The organism is Xanthomonas sp. WHRI 10207 (assembly GCF_040202975.1).
Taxonomy (GTDB): domain Bacteria; phylum Pseudomonadota; class Gammaproteobacteria; order Xanthomonadales; family Xanthomonadaceae; genus Xanthomonas.
Genome location: NZ_JBEGDX010000001.1, coordinates 68,112 through 89,961, shown reverse-complemented (window position 1 = coordinate 89,961; position 21,850 = coordinate 68,112). Strand labels below are relative to the sequence as shown.

The window sequence follows — 21,850 nt, the reverse complement described above, 5'->3', positions numbered from 1 at the left end:
GCTCATTCTCAGGACGCCGCCAGGGCGAGGTGTTCAGCGATGGGGCCCAGCACCAGTGCCGGCATGAACTGCAGCACGGTCAGCACGAGCACGATCGCCATCAAGGTCAGCGCAAAGGTGGGTGTTTCCACCTGCAGGCTGCCGGCCGATTCGGGCGCGCGCCGCTTTACCGCCATGCGCGCGGCCACCATCAACGGCAGGATCAAGGCCGGGTAGCGGCCCAGGGCCAGCACCACCGAGCAACTCAGATTCCACCAATACGTGGCATCGCCTAGCCCTTCAAAACCCGAGCCGTTGTTGGCAAAAGCCGAGGTGTACTCGTAGAACACCTGGCTGATGCCATGGAAGCCCGGATTGGAATTACCGGTCAATGCCGGCACCGCCAATGCCACCGCGGTAAAGCCCAGCACCACCAGCGGCTGCAACAAAATCAGCAGTGCCAGCAACTGCACTTCGCGCGCTTCGATCTTGCGGCCGAACAGTTCGGGCGTGCGCCCGGTCATCAAACCGGCCAGAAACACGCTCAATAACAGGTACACCACAAATTGCTGCAGGCCACAGCCGATGCCGCCCCAGATGGCGTTGATCAGCATATCCACCAACGTGACCAGACCACTCAGCGGCGCCAGCGAGTCGTGCATTGCATTGACCGAGCCATTGGACGTCTGCGTGGTCAACGCCGCCCAGAGCGCGGAAGCATCGGCGCCGATGCGTACTTCCTTGCCTTCCATCAGGGCTGGCGAGGCGGCACTTGCCGAATGCGCTTCGGACCACACCAACAAGGCCGTGGATGCAGCCGACATCGTCAACATGGTGCCGAACACCAAGGCCGTGAGTCGCTTGCGCCCGGTCAGATAGCCGACCATGAACACCACGCTCATCGGCAGCAGCACCAGTGCCAGGGTTTCCAGCACGTTGCTCAACGGCGTGGGGTTTTCCAATGCCACCGAACTATTGGGGCCATACCAGCCACCGCCGTTTGTGCCGAGCTGCTTGACCGCCACCATCGCTGCCACCGGTCCCACCGGAATGGTCTGCGTGGTCATGCCGGCGCTGCTGTCCAGCGGTGCGGCAGTGGCCGCGCCTTGCAGCGTGGATGGCACGCCTTGCCAGCCGAGCAACATGGCCCACACCAGAGACAGCGGCAACAGTACGCGCACGCTGGCGCGGATGACGTCGGCCCAGTAGTTGCCGACATCGGCCTCGGGCAGCGCCTCTGGGCCAGACGTTGGCTGCTGCCCTGCATGGCGCGCCAACGCCGTCTCCTGCTCGTCCTGCTCGGTCATTCCTGGCCGGGCGCTCGCCGTCGCGTCCGATGCCAACGCGCCATCGGACACGCGTGCGACGGCGCGCCCACCGAACAACGCGCGCAAGGTCGCCACCGCCAACGCTAGACCCATCATCGGCGTCACCACCTGCAGGCCGACGATGCCGGTCATCTGCGCCAGATACGACAGCTGCGCCTGGCCGGAATAATGCTGCTGATTGGTATTGGTGAGGAACGACACCATGGTGTGCAGCGCGGTATCCCAACGCATATTGGGGATGCCATCCGGGTTGAACGGCAGCCACGCCTGGGTCATGAACACGCCCCAGGTCAGCAGCCCGACCACCAGGTTGCTGAGCAGAAACGCGATGGTGTAGCCGCGCCACGACATGCCCTGCTGCGGGCGGGTGCCGAGCAATGCGTACAACGGCCGTTCGATCCAGCCGAACAGCACATCGCCACGCATCGGTGCACCGCGCATCACTGCCGCCAGATAACGGCCCAGGGGCCACGCCAGCACGATGGCCAGCGCATAAACAAGAAAGGTTTCACTCATTGGAGCGCACTCGCATCAGAAGTCTTCGGGCCGCAGCACCACGTACAACAGGTAGGCGGCGGCAACGAGTACGGCCACGCCGCACAGCAGGGACAACCAGGCAGGCATGTCGGCTACTCCCCGTGACGCGCACAAGGGCGCAAGGCCGCTGCGCTGCGCGCGGGCGCATGCGGCAGCTGCATGACAACAAGGCAAGGCGCTGCCGCACCGCGCGCGCAGCGCCGATGGAGCAGACAGGTCAAGGGATGCATCAGGATCGTCCACGGCGGAACCGCTCCGCCACTGCGCGCAGTCTCGTCCCGAGCTGCGTAAAGTCGCTATGGACATGCCATGGGCGCTGCGTAAATTCCGCATAAAAGCGGCCGCGCGGTGGTTGGTCGATGCCTGGATTGTTTGCTGTCTTGGTGCTGTTACGGCTAGGAAGCTGGCGATTGGTTGGTTTGGCTGAGGGTGGTTGGTCGAGCGGTGGTTGGTCGAGACAGTTGGTCGAGACAGTTGGTCGAGACAGTTGGTCGAGACAGTTGGTCGAGACAGTTGGTCGAGACAGTTGGTCGAAGGCGCACTGCCCTGGCCGGTTCCGGGACACGCCGTGAATCCGTCCGTGGAGGCTCGGTGGCGGCATCCATGCCGCCACACGGTCCCGGAACCGGCCAGGGCAGTGCGTCTGTCGAGTTGGTTGCGTGCGGATGGAACGGCGACACGCAGTGGCGCAGATAGATGACGTTGTGGGGTTGATTGAGCTGATGCGGCTGACGACTCAGCTACAGACGTAACGACATGATTGCTGTATGTGAGTACATTCTTTTTATATGTGGGCTCTTCCCATAAAAAAGCGAGGAGTAGAAACTCATCTGCTCGCCACAGCACCGCACGCAAACGATGCCCTGCTTTTAATCACGCATACCGACATTCTCGAATGGCCCTTGCCCACCCACCGTCGCGGGACCTTACGCGGCATGGATGCCGCATAAGAGCCTTATCTGTTCGGAATCTGGCAGTTTAGGTGTCGAGAGCCGGCGTGGGCTGCCGTCAGAGCCTGGATCTCAGCGATCGCCATGTAGCTTGGTACCCACGCCGGATTCTCCCTTGATTCGCCCGAACAGTTGCCCGAGATGACACTCGAAACGATAAGACTGGGCAAGCGAGGGAACTCTCGACATTTCTAGCCTAGCGGAGATTTCCCATGAGCGGAATCGGGATCGATGTGTGCAAACACTTTCTGGACGTTGCGGTTTTTCGAGGCCAAACCCGTCAGTTCACCAACACCGCAGGCGGTCATCGGAAGCTTGTCGATTGGCTGAAGACGCTGTCGGTGCGGCAGGTGGTGCTGGAGGCGACCGGGGGCTACGAGCTGGCAGCGCTGGATGCCTTGCATCACGCCGCACTGCCGGTGGCGCGCGTCAATGCGCAACGGGCACGCAACCTGGCCAACGGTTTGGGACTGGCCAAGACCGACCGGCTGGACGCGGCCATGTTGGCCTGCATGGCCGAGAAGATGGAGCTCCATCGGTATGTTCCACTGGAACCCTGGCAGCGCGATCTGGGCGAGCATGTACGTGCCCGTCGGCAACTGGTCGAACTGCTGAAAGCAGCAAGGCAGCAGTTGCTGCAGGTTGCGGAAAAAGCGCTACGAAAGATCCTGCAGGGCAACGTGAACCAGCTTGTGCGCAGCGTGGCGCGGCTAGACAAACTGATCGCCGGGCAGCTGAAGACGCTACTCATCGAGCAACCGCACCTGGCCGCGTTGAAGACGCTCAAAGGCGTCGGTCCGGTGCTGCTGGCCGTGCTGGTGTACCGGTTACCGGAGCTTGGGACGCTCAGCGGAAAGCAGATCTCCCGATTGGTTGGCGTTGCCCCGCTCTCGCGCGACAGCGGCGCGATGCGTGGTAAACGGTGGATCGGTGGAGGCCGAGCCGATATCCGGCAGGCGCTGTATATGGCGGCGATGTCCTCGGCCCGGCACGAGCCAGGTCTGCGCGACTTTTACAGATCGCTGCGCACACGCGGCAAGGAAGGCAAGGTCGCCCTCGTGGCGGTGATGCGCAAGATGCTGGTCATCCTCAATGCGCGCGTGCGCGATCAAAGAGCCGCCATGCACCCCGCCTGAGCGCTCTCGGCGGGCGTGAGTAACCGCAAAAGTGTGCCAGCCAGCGGCCGGCACCTACCGATGAACACGCCCGAAGGAAACCGATCAACGGTCGCGGATTGAGGTTCTGACCAACACAGTTGTTACACGGACGTACTTGCGGCGTGTCCTGCGATGGTGGGCGGGCAAGGGCCCTGCAACGACCGCACAGATCAGCGGCTTCTCGCGGTCGCTCATCGAACGCAATGACATGCAGAGGTGCGAGCGCACTTTGGCAGCATCTGAAAACCCAAGCCAGTGTGATCGCAGGACGCGTTGCCCTACCCGTTAGCGAAATACGTCATCAACCGATGACTCAAGGATCCCTAGCGGCATCCATGCCGCAACAAGGCCAAAGAGAAAACTCCACTTGTTCGCAATCTGCACAGCAGCCATGCAAGTGCAATGGCAAGGCGAACACAGGTCATGGCAATCATCCACCGCTGATGTGAGCAAACGAGGGTTCGGTATTGCCCTGACGTCTTACCGCAGCGGTACGTTCAACACCGATGGCGTTGCCACCGGCGAGGTAAACGTCACCAAGCCGCCGCCATCGCTTGCGTCGGTGTAGCGCGCATCGCGGGTATCGATGACCAACACTAATCGCTGTCCTGCGGGGATTTCGGCGGCGGCGGCCTGCAGCGACCAGTCCAGGGTCACCGCGCGGCCGGGCGCTGCATCGCGCAGCGAGTACGGCGCATGCGTGATCAACGAGGCAATGCCCAATGCGTCCATGCGGTACAGATACGCAAACAGGCTCACCTTCGATTGCGTGGGCACCACCGTGATGCGTAACGACGGACTGCCCGCCAGCTGACGCACACCGCTAGCCGGCGACCCAACCCACACCGCCGCGCCAACACGCGTGACCAGCGGAATCGAGGTGGTCACCGGCAAGCCGATGCCTTGCAACAGGCCGCTAACCAGCACCACGCCCGAGTCGGCCAGGGTCGGCACGTCGGTGGCAATGCGCGATTGCCACCCGCTGGCCGTGCCAGCGATCAATCCGCCGGTGGGGCTGAGCAGCCCGGCCGGTGCAGATAGACCCAGGCGCGTGGCGCCTTGCTGCACCGATGCCCAATCCGGATACGTCAGCCATTGCCCGGCGCGCGGCGATAGCCGCACCGGCGCTTCGGCATCCACGCCATTGCGCACTTGCTTGAGGTGGCGATCGAACCAACGCGTGGCCGCGGTGTAAACCTCGTTGGGCAGGCCCAAAGCGCCGGGCAGTTCCGTGGTGGCGTGATCGCCCTGGCTCAGCAGCAGTTGCTTGGGCCCGCGCAGCTGATTGAAGAAGGCGATGGTTTGATTCGGCGGGAACAAGCCGTCGTTGAAGGCGTTGCCCAGCAGCACTGCGGTGCCGCGCGCGTTGAGCGCGGCCACGTCGGTGACCGGGCTGCGCGAGGCCGCCTGCGGCAGGAAGCCCTGCACCGCACCATCGAAATCGCCCTGCGCCACCTTCGTACCGATCTGCGCCAGATCCGGGCCCGCACGTCCGGTCAACGCGCCCGCGCCGACCAGCAACCCGACACCCTGCTGGCTGACGGTGCGATTGGAATACAGCGAGGCCTCCAGATCGGCCCAGCCACTGAGCGCAGCCACTGCCTTGATGCGCGGGTCGCGCTCGGCGGCCAGCAGGCTGATGCCCGCGCCATACGAGATGCCGGACGCGCCGATCGCATTCGGGTTGGCCGGCGTATGCGCCAGCGCCCAATCGATGACCGCACTGACGTCTTCCACGGTGTCCGGCCCGGCGATGTCGATCTGCCCGGCCGAATCCCAGAACCCGCGCGAGGTGTAGCTGACGACGACATAGCCATCGCTAGCCAGCTGAGTGGCGCGGCCTAGATATTCCAGATTGGGCAACGACCAACTGGCCGGCATCACGATCAGCGGAAACGGCCCGCTTCCCTGCCCCTGCGGCACCAGCACCAGCGCCCCCATCGGCGTGCCATCCCAGCCGGGGATGCGCTCGTAGGTCTTGCTGAAGGCGCCTGCCACGGCCGATGCCGACGACACCAGCAACGCCACCGCGGCGATGCCACGGATCCAAACCTTGTTCATGCTGCTCTCTCCCACGCAAAGCCGGGCCGGGATAGCCCAGCGGCAACTGCCATGCATCCGTGGTTCGGGGGAGAACCCGGCGAACGTACCAGACGGTACGGTATGGATTCAAGGCGAGATTCGAGATTCGAGATTCGAGATTCGAGATTCGAGATTCGGGATTCGGGATTCGGGATTCGGGATTCGGGATTCGGGATTCGGGATTCGAGAGGCGAGAGGCGAGAGGCGGAAATTGATACCCCCACTGAAGCACGGGCGTTGAGCCGCCCCGCCGCAGCCACAACCGCCCCAGTCGACACACGCCCTCATGGCGCCACTGCGACCGAATTTTTCAGAGGCATAGCCGTGCTGCAACCAGCGCGATATCGCGTGGCCGTTTTGTCTTCGCGAAACACATCAGCAGGACGGGTGAGGCCCAGAACGTCGCCCCGCAGCACCGCACTCGGCAACGCAGGCAGTTCGGAGACGCGCCCTACCACGCTCGCCGATGCGCATCGCCCGGCTGGCACCGCCACAGCGGACACACCGCCCAGCGCCAGCTTTCGTGACCCGTCAGCGCAGCAGCACCAGCCGCTACTCCCTCAAACGACGAAGTGCTGATACCCACGCTGTGAGGGTTGCCAGGGATGGCCGTCGGCGTCGTGCACCACCACGCCCGGCGCGGCAACGATCTGGCCGATGCGCGTGGCAGCCACGCCGGCAAACGCCATCGCCTGCAGCACGGCATCGCGGTGCTGTGGGGCAGCGGTGAAACACAGTTCGTAGTCGTCGCCGCCGCCCAATTGCCAGCCGATGCACTGCAACGCGCTGATTCCGTCGCTGCACGGCATCTGCGGCAAGCCAGTCAACCTCAGGTGGGCGCCCACACCACTGCGCTCGCACAGATGGCCCAGATCGGCCAGCAGGCCGTCGGAGACATCCACGCAGGCATGGGCAAGCCCACGCAGCCTCAATCCTGCCTGCACGCGCGGCTGCGGACGCAGCAAACGGCTGCGCCATGCTTCATGCAGCGGATCCGCCGCCACACGCGTGACATCCAACGCGCCGGCCTGCCACAGCGACAACGCCGCTGCCGCTTCGCCCAGCTGGCCGGTCACCCACACGTCATCGCCCACACGCGCGCCATCGCGTCGCAGCGCAGCCCCCGGCGGCACGCTGCCGATCGCGGTGACCGCGCACGACAACGGCCCGCGCGTGGTGTCGCCGCCGACCAACACGATGCCATGCGCATCGGCAAGCGCGAAGAATCCATCGGCAAATGCATCCACCCACGCCAGATCGTCGTGCGGCAAGGACAGCGACAAGGTGCACCAGCGCGGCTGCGCGCCCATCGCGGCAAGGTCGGACAGGTTGACTGCCAGCGTCTTCCAGCCCAGATCGTCGGCGCGCGTTTCGTGCGGAAAATGCACACCGGCATTGAGCGTGTCGGCAGTGATGGCCAACTGCTCGCCAGCCGGCGGCTGCAGCAACGCCGCGTCGTCGCCGATGCCCAGCGGCACATCGGCACGCGCGGCGATGCGCGCGCGCAGACGCGCAATCAGATCGAATTCGGGCATGGCAACGGGAATCGGGAATGGAGAATGGAGAATCGCAAATGCGGCGGGTGGTCGCGAGCAGTGGGGCTCTTCACGATTCCCCATTCCCGACTCCCGATTCCCGCGGCTCAGGCGCCGCTGACGCCGCCCGACTCGACCTTGCGCCACTCCACTGCAGCGCGATCCAGCACGCCGTTGACGTAGGTGTGCCCGTGTTCGGAGCCGAAGCGCTTGGCGGTTTCGATCGCTTCGTTGATCACCACGCGGTATGGCACGTCCTGCCGATGCAGCAGCTCAAAGGCGGCCAGACGCAGCACCGCACGCTCGATCGCATCGACCTCTTCCACGCCGCGATCCAGATACGGCGTCAACGCAGTATCCAGCTCGACGCGATGGGTGAGCACACCTTCCACCAGGCTTTCAAAGTACGCCAGGTCGGCCACTTCGTGCGCCTGCTCATGCGCAAACTGGCCGATCACCTGCTTGGCGAAACCACCCGAGATCTGCCAGGCATACACCGCCTGCAAGGCGCGGCGGCGCGCGCGCGAGCGCAGCACCGGGTCGATACCGTCGCGACGGCCGTGGCGGGCATGTCCACCGGACTTGCTCATGGCAACAACTCCATCAAATTCACCAGTTCCAGTGCGGCAAGCGCGCATTCCTCGCCCTTGTTGCCATGGCTGCCGCCGGCACGCGCCTCGGCATCTTCCACCCGCTCGACCGCCAGCACGCCATTGAGCACCGGCACGCCGGTCTGCAATTGCACGCTCATCAGGCCTTCGGCACACAGGTCGGCCACATGTTCGTAGTGGCGGGTATCGCCACGGATCACGCAGCCCAACGCGATGATCGCGCCGTGCTGGCCGGACTGCGCCACGCGGTTGGCAGCGATCGGAATTTCCCAGGCGCCCGGCACGCGGATCACGTCAATGGCGTCCTCGCCGACGCCGTTGCCGGCCAGACTCTGGCGTGCACCGGCAACCAGCACGTCGGTGATACGGGCATTCCAGCGGCTGGCGATGATCGCAAAGCGCGCGGTGGTGGGGCGAAGATCGCCTTCGTAGTGGGTCATGCGGGTCGGCAACTCGAGGGGGCAAGGAGTTTAACAGCTGCCGGGCCCAGGCCCGGCCGACATCTGAGGCAGCGGCCCGCCGAAGCAGGCACTGCCGGGCGTCCTGGACGCCCTGGTGCACCAGCTGCAGCGCGTTGTGCCAGCGGCATGCGGTTGTCGATGGGCCACGGGCGACATCACTGCCACCCGCTCCTTTGACGCCCGCACCCGCTAGCCACCACGTGCTGCCGGGACTGGATGCGCTACGGCACCGCTGTCGGCGGCACCGAACGCACCGCTTCGCCCGCGTGGCATTCCAGATACTCCACCACCTCCAGCCCGAAGCCGGCCAGGCCGACCTGGCGGCGCGGGGTGCCCAGCACGCGCAGCTTGCCCAGGCCCAATTCGGCCAGGATCTGCGCGCCGGCACCGTTGCGACGCCACTGGCTGACATCCTTGACGTTGGCGGAAGCTTCGGGCTGCTGACGCAGCCGCGCCAACAGCGATTCGCTGTCGCGCGGTGCCGACAGCACCACCATCACGCCCTGCCCTTCGGCAGCGATCGCACGCAAGGCATCGGTGGCGGCCACGCCGAAATCATCGCGCTGCCAATGCAGCAGATCGGCCAGCGGGTTTTCCACCTGCACGCGCACCAGCGTGGGGGTGTGCGGATCGGCCGCGCCGCGCACCAGCGCAAAGTGCAGGTCGTGCGCGATGCGGTCGCGGTAGGTCACCAGTTTGAACGGCCCGAACTCGGTGGTGATGTCGCGCTCGTCCACCCGCTCGACGGTGTGCTCGTTGGCCAGGCGGTACGCGATCAGATCGGCGATCGAGCCCATCTTCAGCCCATGCTCGCGGGCGAACACTTCCAGCTGCGGGCGGCGCGCCATGCTGCCATCCGGGTTGAGCACTTCCACCAGCACGCCGGCCGGTTCCAGCCCCGCCAGCATCGGCAGATCGCTGGCGGCTTCGGTGTGCCCGGCACGGGTCAACACGCCACCGGGCTGCGAAATCAGCGGGAAGATGTGACCCGGCTGACTCAGGTCCTGCGGCTTGGCATCCGGGCGCACTGCGGTCCGCACCGTATGCGCACGGTCGTAGGCCGAAATGCCGGTGGTGACGCCTTCGGCCGCCTCGATGCTGACGGTGAAGTTGGTCTGAAACTGCGCGGTGTTATTGCGCACCATTGGCGCCAAACCGAGTTGCGCACACCGCTCGCGCGTCAGCGACAGGCACACCAGACCGCGCGCGTGGGTCACCATAAAATTGATGTCCGACGGCTTGACCAGCTCGGCGGCCATGATCAGATCGCCCTCGTTCTCGCGGTCTTCGTCATCGACGATCACCACCATGCGCCCGGCACGCAACTCTTCGATCAGCTCGGGAACCGGTGCGAAATTCATGCCTCACCCCGCGTGCCGAGCAAACGTTCGACATAGCGCGCGACCAGATCGATTTCCAGATTCACCGCAGCGCCTACCGCAGTGGCCGCAAACGCGGTATTGGCGACCGTGTGCGGAATCAACGCCACTTCAAAGCCGTCCTGGTCCACTTCGTTGACGGTGAGGCTAACGCCGTCCACGCAGATCGAGCCCTTCTTGGCCACGTAGCGCAACACCGCCGGTGGCGCCGCAAACCGCCAGCGCTGCGCGCGCGCATCCTCGTGCACCGATTGCACCTGACCCAGCCCATCGACGTGGCCACTGACCAGATGCCCGCCAAGGCGGTCGGTCGGGCGCATCGCACGTTCCAGATTGATCACCGCGCCTTCCGGCAACGCGCCCAAGGTGGTCAGCGACAGGGTTTCGGTGGACGCATCGGCCTGAAAACTGCTCGCGTCGAACGCGATCACGGTCAGGCAAACGCCATTGACCGCGATGCTTTCGCCCAATTGGACCGCGTCGAACGGCAAGCTGCCGACAGCAAAGGTAAACCGCACATCGCCACCCTGCGGTTGGCGCGCCGCCAGACGGCCGACGCCTTCAATGATTCCGGTAAACATCAGCGCGCCCCCGTTAGCAGTAGCGATCGGGGTGAGTTGGCGCGATGGAAGGTCGCGATGCAACGCGACAGGTGATGCAAAGACATAGTCGTTTCTCGCAGAAGTTGAGCGAAAAACGCCGCAAGGCAAAGCAAACAGGCGCGCGCACAGCCGCAAGGGCTGCGCGTTGGCCGTCTTCTTTCATCCGGACTATACCGTCGGCTCCGGCATCGGACCGGATCTGCTGACCTTCGCACCACGCCCGGCACATAACGCCCCGGACACCGCTGCGAAGCGCTCGCGGGCTCGCACGCTTGCACGTGCCTACCGCCGGTGGGGAATCGCACCCCGCCCTGAAGACGTTCGTAAGTACCGGCGAACCGGCCGGCGCAGTTTAACAGCGCGCATCGGCGCCATTGCTGACCACCAGCTAAGGCCAACAGGACGCTGTGTCGTGTCAGGAATTTCCCCATAGCCAGTTTTGTGAAGAGTCTGTTAAATTGCGCACCGCGGCGGGAGACGTCGCCCATTTCGTTCCGCCTCGGGGCGAAACCATGGACATCAATTCGGAGAGAAGCACCCATGCGCAATACCCTCATTTTGGTCGCCCTGCTGGCAGCCGCACCTGTTGCTGCGTCGGCAGAAGGCTTGAGCTATTCCTACGTGGAAGGCGGCTGGAGCCGTACCGAAGTCACCGTCAACGCATCTTCCGATGACGTCGACGGCGGATTCGTGCGTGGTTCCTGGCAGATCGCCGAGCCGGTGTATGTCTTTGCCGGTTACCAGCGCGCCACCAACGAGTACGACCTGGTTCCAGGTGTCACGCTGGATGCCACCGTGCAGCAAGCCCATGTCGGTATCGGCTACCGTCAGGAAATGACCGAGCGCGTGGATTTCACCGCCGATATCAGCGTGCTGCGCAACAAGGGCGAGTTCGATGTGCGTCAGGGCGGCCGCAGCGTGGCCAGCGCCTCCGATTCGACCAATCTGGGCTTTGCCAACCTCGGCCTGCGCGGCAAGCCCTCGCCGCGGACCGAAGCATGGATCAAGGCCGGCTACATCGACGGCAGCGACGTGGACGAAGGCGAATTCGTCGGCACCCTCGGCGGCCAGGTGAACTTCACCCCGACCTGGGGCCTGGTCGGCGAAGTCCAGTTCATCGACAACGCCAATCAGTACCGTGTCGGCGTGCGCGCAAGCTTCTGATCGACGCGCTGCAGCTACAAAAAAAGGCTCCGCTTGCGGAGCCTTTTTTGTGTCAGCCACTCCTGGCACGATTAGAGTGCCCCTGAAGGCAAACGCGTTTCGCCAACGTAGATCCATACCGGTAGATTGCTTACAAATCGAAACGCCGCCTGCGCATCATTCGCAGTCTGGACCGTGCACCCCGACGGAACTCCACAAATCAGGTTCGCGGCTGAAGCACTCACCAACACCTCAGCCGCCGCACTCGTCAATGTCCAACGCGGGCAGGACACATACGGCAAATCAGAGGGCGCCAGGCCAAGTACACCATCCATCGACTTGCGGGAAGCGATTCAGAGCCAGCGGCGTACCTCCGCGCGGTACACCGCATACTGAGCCTGGAAGCGTGCCGACAGGCAGCGCTCCTCGGGCAGTATCTGAAAAACCGTTATGTAGCCGATAAACAGCGCAACTGCGAACAGGCCAAGCACCTGACCACGGCACATGACCCAGCCCAGCAATACCAGGGCATAGCCCAGGTACATCGGGTTACGCGAGTAGCGATACAGCCCGGATGTCACCAACGCAGAGGACCGTTCCGGGTGCAGTGGATTGACCGTGGTATGCGCAGACCGAAACATGACTTTCGACCATGCATTGATTGAAAGGCCAAGCGCAAGGCACAGCACGCCAACGGCAATGCACACACGCGAGTAGAACGCTCCGGGCAATAGCCACACCACGGCTGCAAGCACCACCAGCAGAATGGGCGGTGGAAGCCGCGTCTCTAGCGCCTGCAACATCGCATGCACGCTTGTTGCCGTTTGCATCTAGAAACGTCCAGAAGCCGGAGCATGCCGTCGACCACTACCAATGCCGCATCCTGCTACTGATTGATCGTGGTTTCGATGACATCGACGATCTCACTGACGGGGATCGTGAAAACTCCAGCGTTTCCTTCTTCAAAAGCAGTCCGCCAGGTTGTGTAGCCCTCCAGATACTCCGGGTTCACCGCGGCCTGGCCGACAAGCGTCGTGACGGAGCTTTCGAGTGTCGTTCTGGACACCGGAGAATGCGGCAACTCCGTTGAGATGGCGTTGGGCGCACGCGCATTTTTTACCCGAACGTCGCGAACGCTGATATGGAACACTTCGCCAATCTTCGGTTCGATCTCGATCCTGTTGATCTGCAGCGTCGATCCCGGCTCTTCGGCCCTGCTGCGGTATTCCCAGACTTGCCCTTCCGCAAACTGCCGGGCTTGTGCAGTGTCCATGGTCATAGTGAGAGATCCGATGACAAGAAGAAAAGTGAGCTTCATCTAAAGAGGCTTAAGAGCACGTGTTGGTCGGCAGTGTCTAACCGTCCCCTGCATCGCTGGTCCCTTCGGACCTGCCCTGCCCCGATGCAGGCAACGCATTCGATACGGCCACCCTCAGGCCTCAAGGCTTACAGAACACGTGAGCTACAGAATCAGCAGCCTGCAACGTTCTCTTGCGCCAGAGCCAGCGCTCATTCAACGACACCAGGCAGATAGCGCAGCCGCAGGTCCTGGCCAAGTTGGCGTACATCGGCCAGATGCAGCGTGCGACGCTGCGCCATGGTGTCGATGCCAAGCCCGGCTAACAACGGTCTGGCGGCATCGCCCAGCACCACCGGCGCCAGATAGACCAGCAGTTCGTCGACCAGGTTGGCTTGCAGCAGCGCGCCACTCAGGGTTGCGCCGGCTTCTGCGTGCACTTCGTTGATGCCGCGCTCGGCCAGCAGCGCCAACACCGCTCCCAGATCGAAGCGACCGTCGTGCAGTGGCATCCCGACGAACTCAGCGTTGTGCAGCGGCGTCGCTGGTGCAGCGTTGCCATGCAGATAGAGCGTCGGGGCGTCACCCTGGCGAATCTTCTCGCACTCCAGGGTGCGCAAGCGCGCATCCAGTACTACCCGCAACGGCGGCACGAAAGGGGTGTCATCGCCCAGACGCACCGTCATCGCCGGATCGTCGGCCAGCACCGTGCCGGCACCGGTCAGGATGGCACCGGCACGCGCGCGCCAGCGTTGTACGTCGGCACGTGCGTCTGCACCGGTGATCCACTTGGACTCGCCGCTGGCCAGCGCAGTGCGCCCATCCAGGCTGGCGCCCAGCTTGACCCGCAGCCACGGACGGCCACGCCCCACCCGCGACAAAAATCCACGATTGAGGTCGCGCGCCTGCGCCTGCAGCACGCCGCTGACCACCTCGATCCCCGCCTCGCGCAGCAGTGCGAAACCACCGCCGTTGACCTGCGGAAACGGGTCGGCCATCGCCGCGACCACGCGCGCCACGCCAGCCTCGATCAAGGCCAATGCGCACGGCGGCGTACGCCCGTAATGCGCGCACGGCTCCAACGTGACGTACGCGGTCGCTCCGCGTGCACGCTCGCCGGCAGCGCGCAGCGCAAACACTTCGGCATGCGGGCCACCGGCACGTTGATGGAAGCCTTCGCCCACGCACACGCCATCGCGCACGATCACGCAGCCCACCATTGGATTGGGCCGCGTGGTGTAGGCACCGCGTTCTGCCAGGCGCAGTGCCTGCGCCATCCAGCGGTGGTCGTCGGCCGTCACGTTCATTGCGTTGCTCCCTCCGGCGCGATGGCCATCACCACGATCTGCATCGGGCCAAGCAATAGCTCGGCATGCGTGTGCCAGCCAAGCCGCTGATAAAACGGCACCAGCGCAGGTTGGCAATACAGATACAGCAGCGGCACCTGCAATTGCGCAGCCGCACGCACGCAGTGCGCCACCAGTGCTTCGCCGATGCCCTGCCCGCGCGCCTGCGGCTGCACGTACAGCGATGCCAGCCAGGGCGACCATTGCCGGATGCGGCCATCGTCGTTCTCCAGCAGGCTGACCGAACCGAGCCAGTGCGACTGATCGAGCGCGACCCAGGTGGTGGGAATCACGCCATCGCGCGTGTGGCTGCGCAGTTCGCTCAACGCTTCGTCGATGTTCCAGTCCGGTAACAGGCTGCCGAAGGCCTGCAGATGCGCCTGCGCGATGGCAGGCAAATGTTCTGGCGTGTCCGCCACGCAGGCGATGCGCATGCGCTCAGCGCTTACCGGGTTTGCCGGCACGTTCCAGCGCCGCTTCCAGCAGCGGCAATTGCTCGCTACCGACCGGAAGCTCGCGTTCGAGCTTTTCGATTTCTTCGCGGAAGTCTGCTACGTCCTGAAAACTGCGATACACCGAGGCGAAGCGCACGTAGCCCACGTGGTCGAGTTTGCGCAGCTCGACCATCACGTATTCGCCCACGCGCAGCGAACCCACTTCGCGCTCGCCGGACATCCGCAGCTGATGCACCACCGCGCGCACCGCCGCTTCGATCTGCTCTTCGGACACCGGGCGTTTCTGCAGCGCGCGGTCGAAGCTGGTACGCAGCTTGCGCGCGTCGAACGCCTCGCGCCCGCCATCGCTCTTGACCACCGTCGGCAGTTTCAGTTCGATGGTTTCCAGGGTGCTGAAACGCTCGCCGCACGCCTCGCACTCACGGCGCCGACGAATCGTCGTGCCGTCTTCGGACACCCGCGAATCGATCACGCGGGTGTCGTTGTGCTGGCAAAAGGGGCAGTGCATCAGGTTGCCGAGATTGGTGAGTGGGGATTAGGGATTGGCAACAGCAGGAACAAGGACGCGCTTGCCGCGCATCCCCAATCCCGAATCACCAATCCCGGCACCTCAGCCATACACCGGATACTTCTTGCACTGCGCAGTTACTGCATCGCGCACCTTGGCCAGCACGGCTTCGTCGGCCGGTGCGTCCAGCACGTCGGCGATCCAGTTGGCCAGGTCGATGCTGTCCTGCTCCTTGTAACCGCGCGTGGTGATGGCCGGGGTGCCCAGGCGCAGGCCCGAGGTCACGAACGGCGAACGCGGGTCGTTGGGTACTGCATTCTTGTTGACGGTGATGTGGGCCTTGCCGAGCGCGGCCTCTGCATCCTTGCCGGAGACATCGCGGCCGATCATGTCGACCAGCATCAGGTGGTTCTCGGTGCCGCCGGAGACGATCTTGTAGCCGCGCGCGATCAGCGTGTTGGCCATGGCCTGGGCGTTCTTGACCACCTGCTGCTGGTAGGTCTTGAAGGCCGGCTCCAGCGCTTCCTTGAACGCGACCGCTTTCGCCGCGATCACGTGCATCAGCGGGCCACCCTGGATGCCGGGGAACACGATCGACTGCAGCTTCTTCTGCAGCTCTTCGCTGGCGCCCTTGGCCACGATGATGCCGCCGCGCGGGCCGCGCAGGGTCTTGTGGGTGGTCGAGGTGACCACGTGCGCATGCTCCATCGGACTCGGATAGACGCCGGCGGCAACCAGGCCGGCAACGTGTGCCATGTCGACGAACAGATACGCACCCACACTGTCGGCGATGGCGCGGAAGCGCGCCCAGTCGATCTTCTGCGAGTAGGCTGAGAAACCGGCCACGACCATCTTCGGCGTGTGCTCGGTGGCCAGGCGCTGGACCTCGTCGTAATCGATCAGGCCCTGCTCGTCGACGCCGTACTGCACCGCCTTGAACAGCTTGCCGGAGACATTGACCTTGGCGCCGTGGGTCAGGTGGCCACCATGGGCCAGGCTCATGCCCAGGATGGTGTCGCCGGGCTGCAGCAGCGCCAGATAGACCGCCTGATTGGCCTGCGAGCCGCTGTGCGGCTGCACGTTTGCGTAGTCGGCACCAAATACCTGCTTGATGCGGTCGATCGCCAGTTGCTCGGCGATGTCGACAAACTCGCAACCGCCGTAATAGCGCTTGCCCGGATAGCCCTCGGCGTACTTGTTGGTCAGCTGGCTGCCCTGGGCCTCCATCACCAGCGCACTGCAGTAGTTCTCGCTGGCGATCAGTTCGACGTGATCCTCCTGGCGGCCAACTTCAGCGGCGATGGCCTTGGCCAGTTCGGGGTCGTAGGTTTCCAGTCGGACGTCGCGCGAGAACATTCGAAGCTCCGGGGCAGCTGCAGCCAGTAGGGCCGCCGATTGTAAGCCCCCGCCGCACGGGTGACCAATCGCGCTGCTGTTGCGAACAATGCGCCCGGTCGGCCGGCGCGCGGCGCAAACGGCAAAGGCGCACCGAAGTGCGCCTTTGTGTGATGACCGGCCCGATTGCTCGGCGAGCAACCCGGTGCCTGCTCAGTTGTTGAGGACCAGGTCGGCGATGACGCCGGTGGCGATGGCGACCAGCAGCAGATTGCCGGTGTTGTCGCGCTGCCAACGGTAGCCGTACGGCGGGCGACGCAGGTTGTAGCGGTCATAGTCGTTCACAACATAGACCGGGCCGTGATAACGCTGGCCACGGGCCCAATACGGGCGCGGCGGCGGGCCAGCGCGGTAGTAGGTGGGGCGATCGTAGACATAGACCCGGTTGCGGTCGTAGCGACGCTCCTGATAGCGGGCATCGCGATAACCCTCGCGGTAACCATTGCCGTAATAGCGGCGGTCGTCGCGACGTTCGGCCCGACGGTCATCGCGCCAGTCGTGACGGTCGTTGCCCCAGTTGCCGCGATGATCGCGGCCGCGGTCGTGGCGATCGTCGCGGTCATGCCCGCGGCGGTCGTGGTCGCGGTCCCAGTCGCCGGCGAACGCAGCCGGGGCCATGGAGCCCAACGCCAGGATGGAAGAAAGCACAACAGTGACGATGCGATTGCGGTTCATGACCAGCTCCTGTTTGCGATGTCGCAATTTCATTAAGACGCTGCTCGCCTTAACGCATTCTTGCTGGAATCGATTACGAAAACGCCTATTCAGGTAATAGGTAGGCTGCCGTTTAGCTACACGCCCGTCTGCCGCGGCCCCGGGCACTTGCCCGTATAATCGGCGCAATCCCTTTTCCGCTGCCTCCGGCCTCGGCCGGCGGGCTGCCTGCGTCCACGGAGCACCCATGTCGCAATATATCTACACCATGAACCGCGTCAGCAAGGTCGTCCCGCCCAAGCGGCAGATCATCAAGGACATCTCGCTGAGCTTCTTCCCGGGCGCCAAGATCGGCCTGCTGGGCCTGAACGGCGCGGGCAAGTCGACGGTGCTGAAGATCATGGCCGGCGTGGACACCGACTTCGAGGGCGAAGCCCGTCCACAGGCCGGCATCAAGGTCGGTTATCTGGCCCAGGAACCGCAGCTCAACCCCGAGCACACCGTGCGCGAGGCGGTGGAAGAAGGCGTGGGCGATGTGCTGCAGGCCCAGGCCGCGCTGGATGCGGTGTATGTGGCCTATGCCGAAGAAGGCGCCGATTTCGACGCGCTGGCCAAGGAACAGGAACGCCTGGAAGCGATCCTGGCCGCCGGCGATGCGCACACCCTGGAAAACCAGCTGGACGTGGCCGCCGATGCGCTGCGCCTGCCGCCGTGGGAAGCCATCGTGGGCAAGCTGTCCGGTGGTGAAAAGCGCCGCGTGGCGCTGTGCCGCCTGCTGCTGCAGAAGCCGGACATGCTGCTGCTCGACGAACCGACCAACCATTTGGACGCCGAATCGGTGGAGTGGCTGGAACAGTTCCTGGCGCGCTACACCGGCACCGTGGTGGCGGTGACGCATGATCGCTACTTCCTGGACAACGCCGCCGAGTGGATCCTGGAACTGGACCGCGGCCGCGGCATTCCGTGGAAGGGCAACTACACCGACTGGCTGACCCAGAAGGACGAGCGCCTCAAGCAGGAAGACAACCAGGAAAAGTCACGTCAGAAGGCGATCCAGAAGGAACTGGAATGGTCGCGGCAGAACGCCAAGGGCGGCCGCACCAAGGGCAAGGCGCGTCTGGCCCGCCTGGAAGAACTGCAGTCGGTCGATTATCAGCGCCGCAACGAGACCAACGAGATCTTCATCCCGCCGGGCGAGCGCCTGGGCAACTCGGTGATGGAGTTCAAGAACGTGTCCAAGAAGTTCGGCGACCGTCTGCTGATCGACAACCTGTCGATGATCGTGCCGCCCGGCGCCATCGTCGGCATCATCGGCCCCAACGGTGCCGGTAAGTCGACCCTGTTCAAGATGATCACTGGCCAGGAAAAGCCCGATTCCGGCGAAATCGTGGTCGGCCCCACCGTGCAGCTGTCTTACGTGGACCAGAGCCGCGATGCACTGGAAGGCAACCACAACGTGTTCCAGGAAATCGCTGGCGGCCTGGATATCCTCAACATCAACGGTGTGGAGATTCAGTCGCGCGCCTACATCGGCCGCTTCAACTTCAAGGGCCAGGACCAGCAGAAGATGGTCGGGGCGCTCTCCGGTGGTGAGCGCGGTCGTCTGCACATGGCCAAGACGCTACTGCAGGGCGGCAACGTGCTGCTGCTCGACGAACCGTCCAACGATCTGGACATCGAAACGCTGCGTGCGCTGGAAGATGCGTTGCTGGAGTTCCCGGGCAACACCTTCGTGATTTCGCATGACCGCTGGTTCCTCGACCGTATCGCCACGCATATCCTGTCGTTCGAAGGCGACTCGCATGTGGAGTTCTTCCAGGGCAACTACCGCGAGTACGAAGAAGACAAGCGTCGCCGCATGGGCGATGACGCGGGCCCGAAGCGTCTGCGCTTCAAGGCGCTGAAGTAAGCGCGTTCAAGTTGTCACGTTCAAGTTGTCACGATCAGGGCGCCGCTAGGCGCCCTTTTTGTTTGTGGGGTTTGGGGGCGGCAGGTGTGAATGTGTGTTGTGCTGTTTGGTGTGCGGGTGTGTGACGCGTTGGTGCAGGCAACGCTGGGACGCGGCGTATCTGAGCGATTACGCGGGCGCTTGCGCTTGCCATGATTGGGTACATCACTAGTGGTCGAGGGCGCGATGCCCTTGCCGCTTCCGGGACACGCCGTGAATCCGTCCGTGGAGGCTCCGTAGCGGCATCCATGCCGCCACAGGGTCCCGAAACCGGCAAGGACATCGCGCCTGTTGCGTTGGTTGAGCATTGATGGAATCGAGTGGTGCTGCGTTGCGGGGGACGAGGGACAGGGCACGAGGTACGAGTTGATCGGGTGCGACGTCGACCACGGCTGGACGGTATGCATGCGCTACAGAACGTGCAGTAGCTGCAGAGCTACACCTTTTCAACTCTGCGCGGCCGGCAGCCATCGTCACGCTTGGTGCGCGATCGCTTCGGCACGGCCGCGTTTGCGCACGCGACCGTGCATGGATGAAGTAACGCGTTACAGATCGTAGGACAGCACGTCTTCGAAGCCGAAGGTGTCGAAATTCTCGATACGCGAGGGATACAGGCGGCCGACCAGATGGTCGTATTCGTGTTGCACCACGCGGGCATGGAAACCTTCGGCCTCGCGCTCGATCGGGCTGCCGTCGGGGGCGAAGCCGCGATACCGGATGTGGCGGCAACGCGGGATCACCGCGCGTAGGCCGGGAATCGACAGGCACCCTTCCCAGCCGTTTTCCATCTCGTCCGACAGCGGTTCGATCTGCGCATTCGCCAAGGCCGTGCGCGGTACCGTGGGCGCGTCCGGATAACGCTCGCTGACTTCGAAGCCGAACACCATCAGTTGCAGGTCCACCGCGATCTGCGGAGCGGCCAGACCGACGCCGTGCGCATCATCCATGGTCTCGAACATGTCGGCCACCAAGGCATGCAACTCGGCACTGCCCAGGTTGCTCACCGGTGGCGCCACGCGCAGAAGGCGCTTGTCGCCCATGCGGATAATTTCGCGAATCATATCGATGCTCCTCAAAAACACGACAGCGATTTTAGAACGGCCAACACACGCTAGCGAGCGGCTGCCGGGCGGGCATGGGTGGCGCCAACCGGAGTGTACGAGTGCTGCATAACACTTCCTGGCACCGGCCTCGCCTGCCTGTGGTCAACATGCCTGCGGTTAAACGGTCACTTTGCTGGTCGCTCTCAGCGCGGCAAACGCAGTGCGATTTGCGGTAAAGACTGCCATGGCGCCAAGCTGCCAATCCGTCCGGCTGGGTAGTCGCGCAACCGTTTTATTGCTTGCTTTTAGCGCAGCAGCCGCAGAGTGGTTAGCGATGCAGTGCAGGACTGCGATCCGCTGCAGCGCTCAAGCGCCGATCCGCTGCCCGCTCTCGTCCAGCACGGCTTCGCCGTCTTCCTTGGCGAATGCGCTGGTGGCCGGTGGCAACAGGTCGAGCACCTGCTCGGATGGACGACACAGGCGCGTACCCAACGGCGTCTGCACGAACGGGCGATTGATCAGGATCGGGTGCGCAATCATCGCGCTCAACAGTGCGGCGTCCTCCAGCGCGGGATTGTCCAGTCCCAGCTCCAGATACGGCGTGCCCTTCTGACGCATGGCATCGCGCACCGACAGACCGGCATCGGCAATCAGCGATTGCAACGTCTGTCGGCTGGGCGGGTGCTGCAGGTAGTCGACAATCTGCGGTTCGATGCCGACATGCCGGATCAGCGCCAGCGTGTTGCGCGACGTGCCGCAGGCGGGGTTGTGGTAGATGACGGCGTGCATGCGTGACCTGTTCGGTTCGATGGATGCGTGTGTCGCTGCAATCGTTGACGATCGATAGCGCTCTGCAGGACGCGCAGTGTACGAGTGGACGTGTCGAGTCCGTACACGCACGCCTGCGCTTTCCTGCAGGCCTGTCTGCTTGCCCGCTGCGGCCTATCGCTGCGCTGGCTGTTGGTTTCTGACGGCTGGTTGGTCACTGCTGCTTGCCGCTCGCAGGCATTGGGTCGGCGGTGTCGGCTGCGTCGTTGCGGCGAAATCCTGACCCCCTCGCGCGGAGCAGGAACGTACGGCTCGCGCGCGACTGACGCGGCTTGCCTTGGTGCGTCCGCGCCAGCCGCACGGGCCGGGGCGAGGAGCGGCATGGAGCTGTGTGCGCAGCCACCTTGGTGCAGTGAGGTCCACGAGGCGCGGCCCGTCTCGCCCCGCGGGCGCTCCCGGGCAAACAGGAAGCTTGGCGATCTGCCGCACACCGTCGCCAGGGCGTCAGATTTCTGACTAGAACGCCCTAGGACCGCTACCGAATTCAGAAAAGCATCGTGGCGCAAGCGCGAGGCTGACGTTTCCAGGACATCTGTTCGCATTCAGCGCGCCAACTGTCAAAAGATTGACACACATCACGGATTCATGGTTCAGTCATGAACAGACTGAAAC

20 protein-coding genes, 1 other RNA gene and 1 riboswitch are annotated in these 21,850 nt (G+C 64.0%); of the genes, 3 read left to right on the top strand and 18 right to left on the bottom strand.

What is annotated here, in order from left to right; genetic code table 11:
- Nucleotides 1-8: 8 nt before the first annotated feature.
- Nucleotides 9-1,823, bottom strand: a complete 1,815-nt coding sequence (gene kdpA / locus ABQU90_RS00345) for a potassium-transporting ATPase subunit KdpA (RefSeq protein WP_323521642.1) — start codon at nucleotides 1,821-1,823, stop codon at nucleotides 9-11.
- A gap of 15 nt (nucleotides 1,824-1,838) precedes the next feature.
- On the bottom strand, nucleotides 1,839-1,931 hold the full coding sequence (locus tag ABQU90_RS00340) for a potassium-transporting ATPase subunit F (RefSeq protein ID WP_006452907.1): 93 nt from the start codon (nucleotides 1,929-1,931) through the stop codon (nucleotides 1,839-1,841).
- Between the two features lie 1,075 nt (nucleotides 1,932-3,006).
- Between ABQU90_RS00340 and ABQU90_RS00335 the strand changes: the two genes are divergently transcribed.
- Nucleotides 3,007-3,930 carry an IS110 family RNA-guided transposase gene (locus ABQU90_RS00335; protein WP_323521640.1) on the top strand — a complete coding sequence of 308 codons (924 nt, stop codon included), beginning with the start codon at nucleotides 3,007-3,009 and terminating at the stop codon, nucleotides 3,928-3,930.
- 501 nt (nucleotides 3,931-4,431) lie between these two features.
- Here the strand turns inward: ABQU90_RS00335 and ABQU90_RS00330 are convergent.
- From ABQU90_RS00330 to ABQU90_RS00305, 6 genes are all read right to left on the bottom strand, one after another.
- Complete coding sequence (locus ABQU90_RS00330; RefSeq protein WP_323521638.1) at nucleotides 4,432-6,012, bottom strand: CocE/NonD family hydrolase; 1,581 nt, start codon at nucleotides 6,010-6,012, stop codon at nucleotides 4,432-4,434.
- Nucleotides 6,013-6,593: 581 nt separating this feature from the next.
- Nucleotides 6,594-7,568, bottom strand: a complete 975-nt coding sequence (gene thiL / locus ABQU90_RS00325; RefSeq protein ID WP_323521637.1) for a thiamine-phosphate kinase — start codon at nucleotides 7,566-7,568, stop codon at nucleotides 6,594-6,596.
- 107 nt (nucleotides 7,569-7,675) lie between these two features.
- Complete coding sequence (nusB, locus tag ABQU90_RS00320; RefSeq protein WP_323521635.1) at nucleotides 7,676-8,158, bottom strand: transcription antitermination factor NusB; 483 nt, start codon at nucleotides 8,156-8,158, stop codon at nucleotides 7,676-7,678.
- Entirely contained in the window at nucleotides 8,155-8,619 is a 465-nt protein-coding gene (ribH, locus tag ABQU90_RS00315; protein WP_055850871.1) for a 6,7-dimethyl-8-ribityllumazine synthase, read from the bottom strand. The genes nusB and ribH overlap by 4 nt, the downstream gene beginning before the upstream one ends.
- A gap of 242 nt (nucleotides 8,620-8,861) precedes the next feature.
- A complete protein-coding gene (gene ribB, locus ABQU90_RS00310) occupies nucleotides 8,862-10,001 on the bottom strand; it encodes a 3,4-dihydroxy-2-butanone-4-phosphate synthase (RefSeq protein WP_115527091.1) in 1,140 nt (379 codons plus the stop codon).
- Nucleotides 9,998-10,600, bottom strand: a complete 603-nt coding sequence (locus ABQU90_RS00305) for a riboflavin synthase (RefSeq protein ID WP_115584350.1) — start codon at nucleotides 10,598-10,600, stop codon at nucleotides 9,998-10,000. The genes ribB and ABQU90_RS00305 overlap by 4 nt, the downstream gene beginning before the upstream one ends.
- Nucleotides 10,601-10,768: 168 nt before the next feature.
- Nucleotides 10,769-10,944: riboswitch (FMN riboswitch) on the bottom strand.
- A 217-nt stretch (nucleotides 10,945-11,161) separates the two neighbouring features.
- On the opposite strand from ABQU90_RS00305, the gene ABQU90_RS00300 reads away from it, so the two are divergent.
- Complete coding sequence (locus ABQU90_RS00300; RefSeq protein WP_323521633.1) at nucleotides 11,162-11,785, top strand: hypothetical protein; 624 nt, start codon at nucleotides 11,162-11,164, stop codon at nucleotides 11,783-11,785.
- A gap of 332 nt (nucleotides 11,786-12,117) precedes the next feature.
- Here the strand turns inward: ABQU90_RS00300 and ABQU90_RS00295 are convergent, their stop codons facing one another.
- From ABQU90_RS00295 to ABQU90_RS00265, 7 genes are all read right to left on the bottom strand, one after another.
- Nucleotides 12,118-12,567, bottom strand: a complete 450-nt coding sequence (locus ABQU90_RS00295) for a methyltransferase family protein (RefSeq protein WP_323521818.1) — start codon at nucleotides 12,565-12,567, stop codon at nucleotides 12,118-12,120.
- 83 nt (nucleotides 12,568-12,650) lie between these two features.
- Nucleotides 12,651-13,082: a hypothetical protein gene (locus ABQU90_RS00290; RefSeq protein WP_323521632.1), complete on the bottom strand. Its 432-nt coding sequence runs from the start codon at nucleotides 13,080-13,082 to the stop codon at nucleotides 12,651-12,653.
- Between the two features lie 191 nt (nucleotides 13,083-13,273).
- Entirely contained in the window at nucleotides 13,274-14,368 is a 1,095-nt protein-coding gene (gene ribD, locus ABQU90_RS00285; protein ID WP_323521631.1) for a bifunctional diaminohydroxyphosphoribosylaminopyrimidine deaminase/5-amino-6-(5-phosphoribosylamino)uracil reductase RibD, read from the bottom strand.
- Complete coding sequence (locus tag ABQU90_RS00280; RefSeq protein WP_055850857.1) at nucleotides 14,365-14,841, bottom strand: GNAT family N-acetyltransferase; 477 nt, start codon at nucleotides 14,839-14,841, stop codon at nucleotides 14,365-14,367. Before ABQU90_RS00280 ends, ribD begins: the two co-directional genes overlap by 4 nt.
- A gap of 4 nt (nucleotides 14,842-14,845) precedes the next feature.
- On the bottom strand, nucleotides 14,846-15,370 hold the full coding sequence (gene nrdR, locus ABQU90_RS00275) for a transcriptional regulator NrdR (RefSeq protein ID WP_005997276.1): 525 nt from the start codon (nucleotides 15,368-15,370) through the stop codon (nucleotides 14,846-14,848).
- 102 nt (nucleotides 15,371-15,472) lie between these two features.
- Nucleotides 15,473-16,726 carry a serine hydroxymethyltransferase gene (glyA, locus tag ABQU90_RS00270; RefSeq protein WP_055850854.1) on the bottom strand — a complete coding sequence of 418 codons (1,254 nt, stop codon included), beginning with the start codon at nucleotides 16,724-16,726 and terminating at the stop codon, nucleotides 15,473-15,475.
- A 192-nt stretch (nucleotides 16,727-16,918) separates the two neighbouring features.
- Nucleotides 16,919-17,440, bottom strand: coding sequence for an RcnB family protein (locus ABQU90_RS00265; RefSeq protein ID WP_323521630.1), 522 nt, complete (start codon nucleotides 17,438-17,440; stop codon nucleotides 16,919-16,921).
- A gap of 226 nt (nucleotides 17,441-17,666) precedes the next feature.
- On the opposite strand from ABQU90_RS00265, the gene ettA reads away from it, so the two are divergent.
- Nucleotides 17,667-19,328 (top strand): energy-dependent translational throttle protein EttA, encoded by a 1,662-nt coding sequence (gene ettA, locus ABQU90_RS00260; RefSeq protein ID WP_055850852.1) that lies wholly within the window; start codon nucleotides 17,667-17,669, stop codon nucleotides 19,326-19,328.
- Nucleotides 19,329-19,912: 584 nt separating this feature from the next.
- Here the strand turns inward: ettA and def are convergent.
- The 3 genes from def to arsC all read right to left on the bottom strand — a co-directional run bounded on the left by def (nucleotide 19,913) and on the right by arsC (nucleotide 21,199).
- Entirely contained in the window at nucleotides 19,913-20,428 is a 516-nt protein-coding gene (gene def / locus ABQU90_RS00255; RefSeq protein WP_323521629.1) for a peptide deformylase, read from the bottom strand.
- Nucleotides 20,429-20,466: 38 nt separating this feature from the next.
- Nucleotides 20,467-20,538: non-coding RNA, sX9 sRNA (locus tag ABQU90_RS00250), on the bottom strand.
- A gap of 238 nt (nucleotides 20,539-20,776) precedes the next feature.
- Entirely contained in the window at nucleotides 20,777-21,199 is a 423-nt protein-coding gene (arsC, locus tag ABQU90_RS00245) for an arsenate reductase (glutaredoxin) (RefSeq protein ID WP_323514294.1), read from the bottom strand.
- Between the last annotated feature and the right edge of the window lie 651 nt (nucleotides 21,200-21,850).

Bases quoted from the DNA above. Each gene is read 5' to 3' on its own strand.
- kdpA (WP_323521642.1), bottom strand. From the start codon at position 1,823: ATGAGTGAAACCTTTCTTGTTTATGCGCTGGCCATCGTGCTGGCGTGG.
- ABQU90_RS00340 (WP_006452907.1), bottom strand. From the start codon at position 1,931: ATGCCTGCCTGGTTGTCCCTGCTGTGCGGCGTGGCCGTACTCGTTGCC.
- ABQU90_RS00335 (WP_323521640.1), top strand. From the start codon at position 3,007: ATGAGCGGAATCGGGATCGATGTGTGCAAACACTTTCTGGACGTTGCG.
- ABQU90_RS00330 (WP_323521638.1), bottom strand. From the start codon at position 6,012: ATGAACAAGGTTTGGATCCGTGGCATCGCCGCGGTGGCGTTGCTGGTG.
- thiL (WP_323521637.1), bottom strand. From the start codon at position 7,568: ATGCCCGAATTCGATCTGATTGCGCGTCTGCGCGCGCGCATCGCCGCG.
- nusB (WP_323521635.1), bottom strand. From the start codon at position 8,158: ATGAGCAAGTCCGGTGGACATGCCCGCCACGGCCGTCGCGACGGTATC.
- ribH (WP_055850871.1), bottom strand. From the start codon at position 8,619: ATGACCCACTACGAAGGCGATCTTCGCCCCACCACCGCGCGCTTTGCG.
- ribB (WP_115527091.1), bottom strand. From the start codon at position 10,001: ATGAATTTCGCACCGGTTCCCGAGCTGATCGAAGAGTTGCGTGCCGGG.
- ABQU90_RS00305 (WP_115584350.1), bottom strand. From the start codon at position 10,600: ATGTTTACCGGAATCATTGAAGGCGTCGGCCGTCTGGCGGCGCGCCAA.
- ABQU90_RS00300 (WP_323521633.1), top strand. From the start codon at position 11,162: ATGCGCAATACCCTCATTTTGGTCGCCCTGCTGGCAGCCGCACCTGTT.
- ABQU90_RS00295 (WP_323521818.1), bottom strand. From the start codon at position 12,567: ATGTTGCAGGCGCTAGAGACGCGGCTTCCACCGCCCATTCTGCTGGTG.
- ABQU90_RS00290 (WP_323521632.1), bottom strand. From the start codon at position 13,082: ATGAAGCTCACTTTTCTTCTTGTCATCGGATCTCTCACTATGACCATG.
- ribD (WP_323521631.1), bottom strand. From the start codon at position 14,368: ATGAACGTGACGGCCGACGACCACCGCTGGATGGCGCAGGCACTGCGC.
- ABQU90_RS00280 (WP_055850857.1), bottom strand. From the start codon at position 14,841: ATGCGCATCGCCTGCGTGGCGGACACGCCAGAACATTTGCCTGCCATC.
- nrdR (WP_005997276.1), bottom strand. From the start codon at position 15,370: ATGCACTGCCCCTTTTGCCAGCACAACGACACCCGCGTGATCGATTCG.
- glyA (WP_055850854.1), bottom strand. From the start codon at position 16,726: ATGTTCTCGCGCGACGTCCGACTGGAAACCTACGACCCCGAACTGGCC.
- ABQU90_RS00265 (WP_323521630.1), bottom strand. From the start codon at position 17,440: ATGAACCGCAATCGCATCGTCACTGTTGTGCTTTCTTCCATCCTGGCG.
- ettA (WP_055850852.1), top strand. From the start codon at position 17,667: ATGTCGCAATATATCTACACCATGAACCGCGTCAGCAAGGTCGTCCCG.
- def (WP_323521629.1), bottom strand. From the start codon at position 20,428: ATGATTCGCGAAATTATCCGCATGGGCGACAAGCGCCTTCTGCGCGTG.
- arsC (WP_323514294.1), bottom strand. From the start codon at position 21,199: ATGCACGCCGTCATCTACCACAACCCCGCCTGCGGCACGTCGCGCAAC.